The sequence below is a fragment of the Bradyrhizobium liaoningense genome, from assembly GCF_018130825.1.
Classification (GTDB): domain Bacteria; phylum Pseudomonadota; class Alphaproteobacteria; order Rhizobiales; family Xanthobacteraceae; genus Bradyrhizobium; species Bradyrhizobium liaoningense_B.
Window position 1 is genome coordinate 116,324 of sequence record NZ_JAFCJS010000006.1, and the last position, 12,141, is coordinate 128,464.

The 12,141-nt window shown below is 64.2% G+C and carries 11 protein-coding genes; 6 read left to right on the forward strand and 5 right to left on the reverse strand.

Going from position 1 to position 12,141, the window contains the following annotated elements; all coding sequences use genetic code 11:
- Positions 1-121: 121 nt before the first annotated feature.
- The 3 genes from JQ603_RS25395 to JQ603_RS25405 form a co-directional block, all read right to left on the reverse strand.
- The gene (locus JQ603_RS25395; RefSeq protein ID WP_212343413.1) at positions 122-397 is read right to left on the reverse strand and encodes a hypothetical protein; all 276 of its coding nucleotides are present in this window, start codon (positions 395-397) and stop codon (positions 122-124) included.
- A 78-nt stretch (positions 398-475) separates the two neighbouring features.
- Positions 476-1,333, reverse strand: a complete 858-nt coding sequence (locus JQ603_RS25400; RefSeq protein ID WP_212343414.1) for a VOC family protein — start codon at positions 1,331-1,333, stop codon at positions 476-478.
- Between the two features lie 163 nt (positions 1,334-1,496).
- A complete protein-coding gene (locus tag JQ603_RS25405; protein WP_212343415.1) occupies positions 1,497-2,687 on the reverse strand; it encodes a urate hydroxylase PuuD in 1,191 nt (396 codons plus the stop codon).
- A gap of 236 nt (positions 2,688-2,923) precedes the next feature.
- Here JQ603_RS25405 and JQ603_RS25410 point away from each other — a divergent pair, with 236 nt between their 5' ends.
- Positions 2,924-4,255 carry a PQQ-dependent sugar dehydrogenase gene (locus JQ603_RS25410; protein WP_212343416.1) on the forward strand — a complete coding sequence of 444 codons (1,332 nt, stop codon included), beginning with the start codon at positions 2,924-2,926 and terminating at the stop codon, positions 4,253-4,255.
- Between the two features lie 205 nt (positions 4,256-4,460).
- Here the strand turns inward: JQ603_RS25410 and JQ603_RS25415 are convergent, their stop codons facing one another.
- Positions 4,461-5,261 carry an SDR family NAD(P)-dependent oxidoreductase gene (locus JQ603_RS25415; protein ID WP_212343417.1) on the reverse strand — a complete coding sequence of 267 codons (801 nt, stop codon included), beginning with the start codon at positions 5,259-5,261 and terminating at the stop codon, positions 4,461-4,463.
- A 210-nt stretch (positions 5,262-5,471) separates the two neighbouring features.
- Between JQ603_RS25415 and JQ603_RS25420 the strand changes: the two genes are divergently transcribed.
- Genes JQ603_RS25420 through cyoD form a run of 4 tightly spaced genes read left to right on the forward strand, consistent with a single transcriptional unit; the run spans position 5,472 to position 9,319 of the window.
- The gene (locus JQ603_RS25420; protein WP_212343418.1) at positions 5,472-6,305 is read left to right on the forward strand and encodes a cytochrome ubiquinol oxidase subunit II; all 834 of its coding nucleotides are present in this window, start codon (positions 5,472-5,474) and stop codon (positions 6,303-6,305) included.
- Positions 6,295-8,295 carry a cytochrome o ubiquinol oxidase subunit I gene (gene cyoB / locus JQ603_RS25425; RefSeq protein ID WP_212343419.1) on the forward strand — a complete coding sequence of 667 codons (2,001 nt, stop codon included), beginning with the start codon at positions 6,295-6,297 and terminating at the stop codon, positions 8,293-8,295. The genes JQ603_RS25420 and cyoB overlap by 11 nt, the downstream gene beginning before the upstream one ends.
- Positions 8,295-8,936: a cytochrome (ubi)quinol oxidase subunit III gene (locus JQ603_RS25430; protein WP_212343420.1), complete on the forward strand. Its 642-nt coding sequence runs from the start codon at positions 8,295-8,297 to the stop codon at positions 8,934-8,936. Before cyoB ends, JQ603_RS25430 begins: the two co-directional genes overlap by 1 nt.
- On the forward strand, positions 8,933-9,319 hold the full coding sequence (cyoD, locus tag JQ603_RS25435; RefSeq protein WP_212343421.1) for a cytochrome o ubiquinol oxidase subunit IV: 387 nt from the start codon (positions 8,933-8,935) through the stop codon (positions 9,317-9,319). The genes JQ603_RS25430 and cyoD overlap by 4 nt, the downstream gene beginning before the upstream one ends.
- 231 nt (positions 9,320-9,550) lie before the next feature.
- Here cyoD and JQ603_RS25440 read toward each other — a convergent pair whose 3' ends face one another.
- Positions 9,551-10,339 (reverse strand): thermonuclease family protein, encoded by a 789-nt coding sequence (locus JQ603_RS25440; protein ID WP_212343422.1) that lies wholly within the window; start codon positions 10,337-10,339, stop codon positions 9,551-9,553.
- A 200-nt stretch (positions 10,340-10,539) separates the two neighbouring features.
- Between JQ603_RS25440 and JQ603_RS25445 the strand changes: the two genes are divergently transcribed.
- The gene (locus tag JQ603_RS25445) at positions 10,540-12,138 is read left to right on the forward strand and encodes a GMC family oxidoreductase (RefSeq protein ID WP_212343423.1); all 1,599 of its coding nucleotides are present in this window, start codon (positions 10,540-10,542) and stop codon (positions 12,136-12,138) included.
- Positions 12,139-12,141: the final 3 nt, after the last annotated feature.

A 12,141-nucleotide genomic window follows, 5' to 3' on the forward strand; every position in this document is an offset into this window, starting at 1 on the left:
CTGCGATTCCAACGGGCGCCCGGTGTTAGTACGGTGTTCCCGCCGCAGAACATGCACCATCGGCCCGCGGATCTTCGGGAACCGCAGCGCTGTCACGCGTAGTGTGCGCAAACTGCCGCGCTTATGTCTTGGGAAAATCCTTGCGCATCGCGATCTCGGCGGCGTCGCCGGGCGACAGCACGGTCTGATCGAAGGCGGCCTGCGGCTTCGTCATGATGTCGTAGAGCGAAATGCCCTTGATCGGCTTGTCCATCAGCTCGCGGACGCAGTCGGCGAGCGTGCCGTTGTAGACGAGATAGGGCGGACCCCGATCCTTCTGTCTCTCGCCCTTCAGCGACGGCCACTTCTTCAGTTCGGCCGGCGCGTCATAGGCGATCGGCGATCCCTCTTTGAACATGCGTTTGGCCCCGGACGGCTTGGACTGCCGGGAATCCTAGCGCCGCCGGGTAAACACACGTTAAAGAATTAGTTCAAATCAGCCGGCAACGAAGGCGAGCAGGGTGCCGTTGGCCTTGGCCGGCGGCACCACGATTGCGGCCCCGCTTCGTACCGCCGCCGAACCCAGCGCCTGCTCGGTCGCCGCGAGATCGCCGCTGACGAGCACCAGCGCTGCGCCGCCGCGCTCGGAGAGACCGGCCAGCGGCACGCCGGGATAGCGTTTGCCGAGCTGCTCCAGCGTCAGATAGACGAAATCGGCACGATCGCCACCTGAGGGCACGGTAACTGCGCCGTCGGCGTCCGGCTTTGGCTCGCGGTCGATCAGCCGGGCGAGGTGGGCGGCATCCTTCGCCGGCTCCGGCGTTGCGATCAGCGTCTGCTTGATCCGCTTGGCCGCGTTGGCGTGCTTCATCAATTCGGGGATCCACACCGTCTCGCGCGTCTTGTGCTGGCAGGCGAAGATGCGGACGCCGCCGGGCGCTTCCGCGGTCGGCCACATGAAGGTGCGGAATTTTGCAGCCGAGACCGTTCCGTTCGGCAGCGTGACAGGCCGCTCGAAATCGGTCGGGCCGATCGGCTCCAGGCCGCGTGCGCGAATCTCCTCGGCGCCTGCGGCGGAATCGACCGCGGTGAAGGCGATGCGCTCGATGCCCTCGCCGTGCCTGTCAACGAAGGCGCGGGCCGGCGCGTTGTGCTCGGTTGCCACCAGCACGCCGAGCAGCTCCATATAGTCGGGGTCGAACATGATGGTGTAGTTGCCGGTGCCCATATGCGCGCTGTGGGTGCCGCGCGGGGAGATGGTGAAGCCGAGCTGCCGGTAATTCTCGGCGGCCTTGTCGAGGTCTTTCACCATGACCACGGCGTGGTCGATACCGATGACGTTCTTGAGGGCCACTGTTCTCTTCCCCGAATGCAAACTGACTTATACAGACTGACTTGGACCGCTGCGTCAGCGGCCGTCGTCCCTGTCTACGACGGATGGGCGGTCAAGTCATTTTCAAATCGGCGGGAGATGCGGAATTTCATTCCGCGAAATGCGCGATCGACGCGTGTCGGCCTCAGCGGGCCTGCTCGATATAGGCTGCGAGGATGGCGCGCTCCTCGCTGGTCATCTCGGTGATATTGCCAGGCGGCATCGCGGTGGACCAAGCCGCCACGCGACCGATCAGGCGGATGTTGCGCTGGATGTGCTCGGGCGCATCGAGCAGAATGCCCTTCGGCGCGGTCACGATCCCGGCCCAGACCGGCTCAGCCGCGTGGCACATGCTGCAACGGGACATCACGATCTCCTCGACATTGGCGAGCGTGGCCGGCGTCGACAATGCGCCCGTCTTCACCTCGCGCGGGCCGGCAGCGGAGAGGAAGAGGATCGCGATCACGCCCGCTGCGGCGACGCCCCAGACCCACCACGGCGACTGGCGCCCGGCATGGCGCTCGTTGAAGAAATGGCGGATCACCGGCCCGAGCGCCAGGATGATCGCGACGATGATCCAGTTGAAGCGCGTGGCGTAGAGCAGGGGATAGTGGTTGCTGATCATCAGCACGACCACGGGGAGCGTCAAATAGTTGTTGTGGACCGAGCGCTCCTTGCTGGTCTTGCCGAGTTTTGGATCAGGCGCCTGTCCCGCGATCAGCGCCGCCACGATCTTCTTCTGGTTCGGGATGATCAGCGTGAAGACATTGGCGACCATGATGGTGCCGATGATCGCCCCGATCTGATTGAAGGCGCCGCGGCCGCTCAGCACATGGGTGAAGGCATAAGTGAGCGCGACCAGGAACAGGTAGCCGCCGATGGCGAAGGGCAGCTCGCGCTGGGCGAGCCCGGTGCGGCACGCGGCCTCATAGAGCAGCCACGCCAGAGCCAGGCTGAAAAAGCTGAACAGGCCGGCCTGAAATGGCGTGAGATCGAGGATCGACTTGTCGACCAGGAACAGGTCGGCCTCGAGATAATAGACGACGACCATCAGCGCGAAGCCGGACAGCCAGGTGGTGTAGGCCTCCCATTTGAACCAGGTCAGCTCGTTCGGCATCTGGCTGGGGGCGACCAGATATTTCATGATCCGGTAGAAGCCGCCGCCATGGACCTGCCAGGCCTCGCCCTGCACGCCGTCAGGCAGGTCACCTCTGGGCTTGAGACTGAGGTCGAGAGCGATGAAATAGAAGGAACTGCCGATCCAGGCGATCGCCGCCACCACATGCAGCCAGCGGAGCAGCAGGCTCGCCCATTCCGATATGATGGATCCCCACATGATCACCCCATCAGGTGCGGCATGGATGCCGCAGCTTTGATGACCGCAACCGGCGGCCGCTCCCTTGCAATGTGTTGCACCTATCCGCGGTGTTTTCCAGTACGATGGATCGTGGCTGATGCACATCGTGCGGGCATGAGCTGATGTGGGATGCGGCAGGCGATTTGCCTGTCGTGGACCATTTGCAGGTCGATCGAGATTAACGTGCGAGACATGCAGGCCGGGAGGAAGGCGAGATGAAAAGCAGGACATGGACCGCAGCACTGGCCGCGGGATTGCTGGCTGCGGCCACAAACGGCGCGCAAGCCGAGCCGGTGCTGCAGGGCAAGGACGCCTATGGCGATTGGCGGGCCGACAAGCCCGGCGCGGTCAGGGTGATCCGGCCGCAGGACCTCGCCAGGCCCAATGCGACGCCGTCGGTTGCCAGCTTCTCGCGCGTGGTGCCGCGGCCGTCGCAGGCATCGCTCCAGGTGCCGGCCGGCTTCAAGATTGAGCTGTTCGCCGAAGGCTTGCGCGCGCCGCGCATCATCAGGGTCGCGCCGAACGGCGATGTCTTCGTCGCGGAAACGCGGGCCGGCACCATTCGCGTGCTGCGCACTGGGGAGGGCGGCAAGGTCGCGACCAACGAGGTGTTTGCCAGCGGCTTGAAGCAGCCATTCGGCATCGCCTTCTTTCCAAATGGCGACAACCCGCAATGGGTCTATGTCGCCAACACCGACAGCGTCGTCCGCTTTCCCTATCAGGCCGGCGATCTCAAGGCGCGCGGCAAGGCGCAGACGATCGTGGCAAGCCTGCCGCATGACGGCGGCCATTCCACCCGCGACATCGTCTTCACGCCGGATGGCAAGCGCATGCTGGTCTCGGTGGGTTCGCTCAGCAATGTCGCCGAAGGCATGGGCACGCCGCCGGGCGGGATGGACGCGTGGGCGAAGGCGCAGCCGCTTGGCGCAACGTGGGCGAGCGAGCTCGAGCGCGCCACGGTGCTGGCCTTCAATCCCGATGGCAAGGAGCGGAAGATCTACGCCACCGGCATCCGCAACTGCGTCGGCCTTGCAATGCAGCCGCAGACAGGCTTGCCCTGGTGCTCGACCAACGAACGCGACGGCCTCGGCGACGACCTCGTGCCGGATTACGTGACCAGCGTGAAGGAGGGCGCGTTCTACGGCTGGCCTTGGTTCTATATCGGCAACAATGAAGACCCGCGCCATGCCGGCGCGCGGCCCGACCTCAAGGACAAGGTGACGGTCCCCGACGTGCTGATCCAGCCGCACTCGGCCTCGCTCGGCATGACGTTCTACGAGGGCACACAGTTTCCATCGGAGTACCAGGGCGACGCCTTCGCCGCCGAGCACGGCTCCTGGAACCGCTCCAAGCGCACCGGTTACAAGGTGATCCGCATCCGCATGAAGGACGGTAAGCCGACGGGCGAGTATGAGGATTTCGTCACGGGGTTTGTCGTGAGCGACACGGAGGTGTGGGGCAGGCCGGTGGGTGTGGCAGTTGCCAAGGATGGGTCGTTGCTGATCTCGGAAGATGGCAACGGCACGATCTGGCGGGTGACGCACTGATCTTACCCTTCCCTGGAGGGGGAGGGTCGATCGCGCGCAGCGCGAGCGGGGTGGGGTGATCTCTCCACACAGACACTGTTGGACGGGGAGGGACCTTCACCCCACCCCGCTACGCATTGCGCTACGCTTCATGCGTAGCGACCCACGAGCGAGCTTCGCTCGTCTCGGACCCCTCCAGGGGAGGGTAAGAGCAGCGTGCTCGCTTCTATCCCCTTCTCACGCTCGCGCCGCCATCCACCGGCAGTGTCACGCCGGTGATGAAATTCGCCTCATCCGACGCCAGGAACAGCGCGGCGTTCGCGACGTCCCAGCCCGTGCCCATCTTCCTGCGCAGCGGCACCTTGCTGTCGCGCTCGGCTTCGACCTCGGCGCGGGTCTTGTGCCATTCGCGGGCGCGGGTATCGACCGCCATCGGTGTGTTCATCAGCCCGGGCAGGATGACGTTGGCGCGGATGCTGTATTCGGCGTTCTGGTAGGCGAGCTGTTCGGTGAAGGCGATCATCGCCGACTTCGTCGCCTTGTAGGCGACATAAGGATACGTCGTGATCGCCGCCATGGAGGAGATGTTGATGATGGCGCCGCTCTTCTGCGCGCGCATGATCGGGATCACCTCTTTCGCCGCGAGGATGCAGCTCTTCAAATTGATGGCGACGACGCGGTCGAACGCCTCCTCGGTCAGTTGCAGCAATTCGGCATCGCCGCCGGAGAGACTCACGCCGACATTGTTGTGCAGCACGTCGATCCGGCCCCAGCGCGTCTGCGCGTCCTTGACCATCGCCTTGATGTCGGCGGACTTGGTCACGTCGGCCTTGAAGGCTGCGGCGGTGCCGCCTTTCGCGGTGATCATCGCCACCGTTTCCTGCGCCGATTCCAGATGATGGTCGACGCACAGAACCTTCGCGCCTTCGCGCGCGAAGGTCAGTGCGGTGGCGCGGCCGTTGCCCATCCCTTCGCCGGGGCTTTGCCCGGCCCCGACCAGGATGGCGACCTTGTCGTTCATGCGCATGACGCTTTCTCCCTGCTTTTTCATCACGATAGCACGTGGGAGCAGCGGCAGAAGACCGAACATGCATGGCTGCGTCGCTCCCGCGAAAAGCACCTGCCAGCCATTGGTTTGCTGCTGCGCAGGAACCGATCTCACGGGATCGCGTTTGTTGCGGAGCCTTTTCCGCGCTAGGTTCTCTCCCGGGGCTTCCCAATCGCCAGTGGCTTGCCGATGAATCTGCTCGACCCACAAGGGCCCGTGGCTGCGGCCAACAGCACCATCCTAGTCGATTCCGTCTTCATCATGCTCGTGATCGTGGTCCCGACCATTGTCGCGATTCTGGCTTTTGCGTTCTGGTTTCGCGCCTCGAATCCGAAAGCGCGTTACCAGCCTGACTTCGTCTACTCCGGTCGCGTCGAAATGGTGGTGTGGTCGATCCCGGCGCTGACCGTCATCCTGCTCGGCGGCGTCGCCTGGATCGGCTCGCACCAGCTCGATCCCGCAGCGCCGGTGCCGGGGACCGGCAGTCCGGTGCGCATCCAGGCCGTCTCGCTCGACTGGAAGTGGCTCTTCATCTATCCGGACCAGCGCATCGCGACCGTCAACACGCTGACGGTGCCGGCCGGCGCGGAGCTGAATTTCCAGCTGACGTCGTCGAGCGTGATGAACACGTTCTTCATCCCGCAGCTCGGCAGCATGATCTACACCATGAACGGCATGGTGACGCGGCTGAATCTGCGCGCCGACAACGAGGGCAAGCTTCAGGGCCTCTCCGCGCATTTCTCCGGCGACGGCTTTCCCGACATGATGTTCGACGTCAACGTGATCTCGCCGCTGGCGTTTCCCGAATGGGTCGCGACCACGGCGAAGAGCGATGCCGTGCTGAACGAGGACAGCTACAAGAAGCTGATGCAGCAGGGCATCGAGCGGGGCCGGCCGACCTATCGCCTCGAAGACCCCCGCCTGTTCGACCTGATCGCGACCCAGCACATTCCGCCAGGGCCCGGCCCGGAGCTCGCATCCGAGGCCGGGCGGTCGCACAGTGGAGGCCACGATGCTCGGTAAGCTCGATTGGTCGGCCATTCCGTTCGATCAGCCGATCCCGCTCGTCGCCGGCGCGGTGGTGCTGGTTGCGATCCTCGCCGTGCTGATCTGGGTCGTGGTGAGGGGGCATCTGCCCTATCTCTGGCATGAATGGATCACCAGCGTCGATCACAAGCGCATCGGCGTCATGTACATCCTGCTGGCCTCGGTGATGCTGCTGCGCGGCGGCAGCGACGCCATCATGATGCGGATCCAGCAGGCGGTCGCCTACCAGTCGCAGGGCTATCTGCCGCCGGAGCACTACAACCAGATCTTCTCGGCGCACGGCACCATCATGATCTTCTTCGTAGCGATGCCGTTCGTGATCGGGCTGATGAATCTGGTCGTGCCGCTCCAGCTCGGCGTCCGCGACGTTGCCTTCCCGACGCTCAATTCGGTCGGCTTCTGGCTGACCGCGACCGGCGCGCTGCTGGTCAATATCTCGCTGGTCGTCGGCGAGTTCGCGCGCACCGGCTGGCTCGCGTTTCCACCGCTGTCGGGACTGTCCTATTCACCCGGCGTCGGCGTCGACTATTACGCCTGGTCGCTGCAGATCTCCGGCGTCGGCACGCTGGTCGCCGGCATCAATCTCGTCACCACGGTGCTGAAGCTGCGTACCAGGGGCATGAACTATCTGCGCATGCCGATGTTCTGCTGGACCACGCTGGCCTCGAACCTCCTGATTGTCTCAGCGTTCCCGATCCTCACCGCGACGCTCGCGATGCTCTTGCTCGACCGCTATCTCGGCTTCCACTTCTTCACGAATGAAGCCGGCGGCAACGTCATGATGTTCATGAACCTGATCTGGGCCTGGGGGCACCCCGAGGTCTACATCCTCGTGCTGCCGGCCTTCGGCATCTTCTCCGAAGTGGTGTCGACCTTCTCAGGTAAGGCGCTGTTCGGCTACCGCTCGATGGTGCTTGCGACCATGGCGATCTGCGTCGTCTCCTTCATGGTCTGGTTGCACCATTTCTTCACCATGGGCGCAGGGCCGGACGTCAATGCCATCTTCGGCATCGCCAGCATGATCATCGCGATCCCGACCGGCGTGAAGATCTACAACTGGCTGTTCACGATGTATGGCGGCCGCATCCGCTTTGCGACGCCGATGCTGTGGTCGGTCGGCTTCATGGTCACCTTCATCATCGGTGGCTTGACCGGCGTGCTGGTCGCGGTGCCGCCGGCGGACTTCATGCTCCACAACAGCATGTTCCTGGTCGCCCACTTCCACAACGTCATCATCGGCGGCGTGCTGTTCGGCGCCTTCGCCGGTTTCGAATACTGGTTCCCCAAGGCGTTTGGTTTCCGCCTCGACGAGCGCTGGGGCAAGGCTGCGTTCTGGTTCACCTTCACGGGCTTCTGGATCACCTTCATGCCGCTCTACATCGCGGGCATGCTCGGCATGACCAGGCGCTTGCAGCATTACGACGTCGCGGCGTGGCGGCCCTGGATGATCGTCGCGGCATTCGGGATGGCCGTGCTGTCGATCGGGGTGATCTGCCAGATCATGCAGCTCGTGGTCAGCATCCGCAATCGCGAGGCGCTGCGCGACCGCACCGGCGATCCCTGGGATGGCCGCTCGCTGGAATGGGCGACGTCCTCGCCGCCGCCGGTGTTCAACTTCGCCTTCCATCCCGATGTCCGCGGCGAGGACGCCTATTGGGACATGAAGGCGCGCGCCCAGCAGCAATCGTTCGAGCATGACGTGCCCGAATATCAGGACATCGAGATGCCCCGGAACTCGCCGACCGGGTTCGTCTGCGCGTTCTTTGCCAGCATCATGGGCTTTGCGCTGATCTGGCACATCTGGTGGATGGTGATCCTGGGCGGCATCGGCGCGTTCGCGACCTTCGTCGTGTTCGCCTGGCGCGACCATGACGAATACGTCATTCCCGCCGAGGAGGTCGCCCGCATCGATCGCGTCAATCTCGAGGAGCGGCGCAGCCTCGTCAGCATGGCGGGAGCGGTCTGATGGCGATGACAGCGACCGTCGGCCATGCCCATGCCGATCCCCACCACATCGGCGTCGTCATCGAGCATCCCGGGCCCGCGTCGAAGCGGATCGTCACCGCCTACGGTTTCTGGGTCTTCCTGCTCTCCGACATCGTGATGTTCTCCTGCTTCTTTGCGGCCTATGCGGTGCTGTCCGGCCAGACCGCGGATGGCCCGAAGGGCTCGGAGATCTTCGAGCAGCGGAACGTCGCGATCGAGACTGTCTGCCTGCTGCTGTCGAGTTTTACCTGCGGCATGGCCAGCATTGCCGCCGACGTGCGCAACCGGTTCTGGTTCTACCTCGGCATGGCCGTGACCTGTGTGCTCGGCGTGATCTTCCTCGTCATCGAGTTCCGCGAATTCGCCGATCTCGTTGCGCGCGGCTATGGCCCCTCGCGCAGCGCCTTCCTGACGTCGTTCTTCTCGCTGGTCGGCTGCCACGGCCTGCACGTCTCTGCCGGCGTGCTCTGGCTGCTCACCATGATGGCCCAGGTTTTTGCAAAGGGCTTTCGCGCCGACGTGCTGCGGCGGATGATGTGCTTTGCGCTGTTCTGGCACGCACTCGACATCATCTGGGTCGGGGTGTTCTCCGTCGTCTACCTGCTTGGGGGTGCCCCATGAGCGATCAGACGCATATTCCGGCCGGGCACGATCTCGCGCCGGGCGAGGAAGAGCAGCACAGTGTCGGTGAGCGGATCCTGGGTTATGTCGTCGGCCTTGTGCTCGCGCTGTTGCTCACGGCGACCTCGTTCTTCATCGCCGGCACCGATCTGGTCTGGCAGCCTTCGATCCCGGTCGCGCTGATCGTGCTGGCGATCGCGCAGATGGGCGTGCACCTGGTGTTCTTCCTGCACATCACCACGGGTCCTGACAACACCAACAACGTGCTGGCGCTGGCTTTCGGGCTGCTGGTCGTGTTCCTGGTGGTCGGCGGCACCGTCTGGATCATGTCGCATCTGAACGCGAACATGCCGCCGATGGACCAGATCATGATGCGCCAGTAGCGGGGGACGATGCAGGGCCCGCCCCAAAAAAGAAGAGCCGCTTGTTGTGACAAGCGGCCCAAGTCTAGGGAGGAAACGCCCGAGCAAAGACAATCCGATGAGGATCGTCTGCCAAGGAAACGCTCGCGCAAAGCGCGTGCGCACTTTGATAAGTGCAGCAACTCCCGCCGAGGTTCAATTCCGGATCAATACGGTCTCGGACTACCACTCACGGATGCGTGAAGGAATTTTTCACTTTGGCCGGCGGCAATTATAGGCCTTGCGAAAGCCGGCGGCCTGGGCGTCGTCCTCGGAGCAGAACCAGCGGTCCGGCTTGGTGGTCGCGGGATAGCTTGGGCAGCCCCGCAAATGATAGATGCCGATATTTCCGGTGACGCGGGCGCGCACCGCGAGCTTGCCCTTGATGCTGCAGCTCGGCGGCATCGTCAGCTCGTCCGGGAACAGCACGGCGCGGATCTCCTTGTCGCGATCGGAGCGGCAGGCGGCGCCCAGCAGCGCACCGTCCTTCTTGCCGCTGCGGAATTCTTGCGGTGCAACAAAGCAGCCCTTCCAGATCCCGGCTGAGGCTGTCTTCGCCTCGGACGCCGCCGGCTTGACGTTCGCCTTGATCGGCTCGCGCGCGACAGCATAGCCGAGCTTGACCAGTTGCTCGTTCAAGGTCGCCTTGTCGCCCTCGGCCGTGCAGATGGCGCGGTGGCGTTTGCCAAAACTCTTTTCCGGCCCGACATCGTCGCAGCGCACGGAGCGCTTGTTGATCAGCTTCGTCAGCTGGTCGCGGGCCTCGATGCCGCAGGTCCAGGGATCGGCGTGGTCGTCGATGCAGACCTGGTCCAGCTCCGGCGCGTCGACGCCGTCAAGCCGGTAGGTGACGTCGCCAAGCTGGATGGAATTGCCGTCGCGGACCGTCGCGGCGGCGGTCAGGGCGGAGACCGGCTCGGAAGACGCCAGAAATCCGGACAAAACGAAAAACAAAACGAGCGCAAAAGCGCGGGCGGCGGCAAAGAAATTTCGGAAGGACATGCGGTCTCGCTATCGATTGCTCGTGCGCCCTGTTCCTAGCATCCGGACGTGGCGATACCAATGGTCTGCGCCCTGCGAAGTGCGACATTCCGGCCTCGCGGCTTTACTCGGCCGCAGCTCTCCCCCTATCGTCCGTCGGCCTCGCGGAGCGCGAACGGCCGAATCGCCCGGTAAGCGGCGAGGGGGAGGACAAGGTTGCGATGAAAGATCCCGTGGACGTCCTGATCATCGGCGCCGGCGCATCGGGGGCGGCGGTGGCGTGGTCGCTGGCCGAAACCAAGATGCACATTCTCTGCCTGGAGCAGGGCGGCTGGATGAACCCGGCGGAATATCCTAGTACGGGCCGGGATTGGGAGGCCAAGTTCTACGGCGAGTGGTCGTCGAGCCCCAATGTTCGCGGCCGGCCCGAGGACTACCCGATCAACGACGACAATTCGCCGATCAAGGTGGTGAACTACAACGCGGTCGGCGGCTCGACCGTGATGTACACCGCACACTGGCCGCGGTTGCACCCGTCCGATTTCAAGGTGAAGACGCTCGACGGCGTCGCCGACGACTGGCCGATCGATTACGATGCGCTGACGCCGTTCTTCGAAGAGAACGACCGCATCATGGGCACGTCGGGGCTCTCAGGCGATCCGCTCTCGCCGCTGACCCACCCGCCAATGCCGCAGCAGCCGATGGGATTGTCCGGCGCCATCATCGGCAAGGCCATGAACGAGCTCGGCTGGCACTGGTGGCCGTCGGACACGACGGTCGCGACGATGGACTATGAGGGGCGGGCGCGCTGCATCAATCTCGGCCATTGCACGCCGGCCTGCGCGCAAGGCGCAAAGTCCTCCACCGACATCACCTATTGGCCGCATGCGATCCGCGCCGGCGTCGAGCTGCGCACCCATTGCCGGGTGCGCGAGATCACCACCGACGAGAACGGCATGGCCTCGGGCGTGGTCTATTACGACAAGGATGGCGTCGAGCAGTTCCAGCCGGCGCATGTCGTCATCATCGCCTGCAACGGCGTCGGCACGCCGCGGCTGCTCCTCAACTCCGCGTCCGGCCGCTTCCCGAACGGTCTTGCCAATTCGTCCGGTCTTGTCGGCAAGAACCTGATGTTCCACCCCTATGCGCAGATCTACGGCTATGTGAAGGAGCCGACTGACTCCAACCGCGCGCCGCCGACCTGCCTGTGGAGCAAGGAATGGTATGACACCGACCTGTCGCGCGGCTTCGTGCGCGGCTACGGCGTTCAGTTCGTGCGCGGAGCAGGGCCGGTGTTCGAGGCCGTCGTCAGCGAGCAGAAGGGCATCCTGCCGTGGGGCGCGGATCATCACCGCGTCTTCCGCAAGCTCAACGGCCATCGCTTGGGTTTCTCCGCGATCTGCGAGGACCTCCCGGAGGAGCACAATCGCGTCACGCTCGATCCGATCCTGAAGGACAGCCACGGCATTCCCGCGCCGAAGATCGACTACACCATCAGCGAGAACAGCCGGAAGATGATGGAGCATGCGCTGGCGCGCGGCCGGGAGTTTCTCGAGACGGCGGGAGCGAGCGACATCTGCGTCAACTCGCCGATCCCATGGGGCGGCTGGCACCTGCTCGGCACGGCGCGGATGGGCACCGACCCCGAGCGCTCCGTCGTCAACGAATGGGGCCGCTCGCACGACGTCAAAAACCTCTTCATCGTCGACGGCAGCATCTTCGTCACCTCCGGCGGCGTGAACCCGACCTCCACCATCCAGGCCCTCGCGCTCTACATCGCCGACCAGATGAAGCAGCGCCTCGCCAATTTGTTCGACTAGAGG

What these genes read in the sequence shown, in the direction of transcription:
- JQ603_RS25395 (WP_212343413.1), bottom strand. Translation starts at nt 397, where the DNA reads ATGTTCAAAGAGGGATCGCCGATCGCCTATGACGCGCCGGCCGAACTG.
- JQ603_RS25405 (WP_212343415.1), bottom strand. Translation starts at nt 2,687, where the DNA reads ATGTGGGGATCCATCATATCGGAATGGGCGAGCCTGCTGCTCCGCTGG.
- JQ603_RS25410 (WP_212343416.1), top strand. Translation starts at nt 2,924, where the DNA reads ATGAAAAGCAGGACATGGACCGCAGCACTGGCCGCGGGATTGCTGGCT.
- JQ603_RS25415 (WP_212343417.1), bottom strand. Translation starts at nt 5,261, where the DNA reads ATGCGCATGAACGACAAGGTCGCCATCCTGGTCGGGGCCGGGCAAAGC.
- JQ603_RS25420 (WP_212343418.1), top strand. Translation starts at nt 5,472, where the DNA reads ATGAATCTGCTCGACCCACAAGGGCCCGTGGCTGCGGCCAACAGCACC.
- cyoB (WP_212343419.1), top strand. Translation starts at nt 6,295, where the DNA reads ATGCTCGGTAAGCTCGATTGGTCGGCCATTCCGTTCGATCAGCCGATC.
- JQ603_RS25430 (WP_212343420.1), top strand. Translation starts at nt 8,295, where the DNA reads ATGGCGATGACAGCGACCGTCGGCCATGCCCATGCCGATCCCCACCAC.
- cyoD (WP_212343421.1), top strand. Translation starts at nt 8,933, where the DNA reads ATGAGCGATCAGACGCATATTCCGGCCGGGCACGATCTCGCGCCGGGC.
- JQ603_RS25440 (WP_212343422.1), bottom strand. Translation starts at nt 10,339, where the DNA reads ATGTCCTTCCGAAATTTCTTTGCCGCCGCCCGCGCTTTTGCGCTCGTT.
- JQ603_RS25445 (WP_212343423.1), top strand. Translation starts at nt 10,540, where the DNA reads ATGAAAGATCCCGTGGACGTCCTGATCATCGGCGCCGGCGCATCGGGG.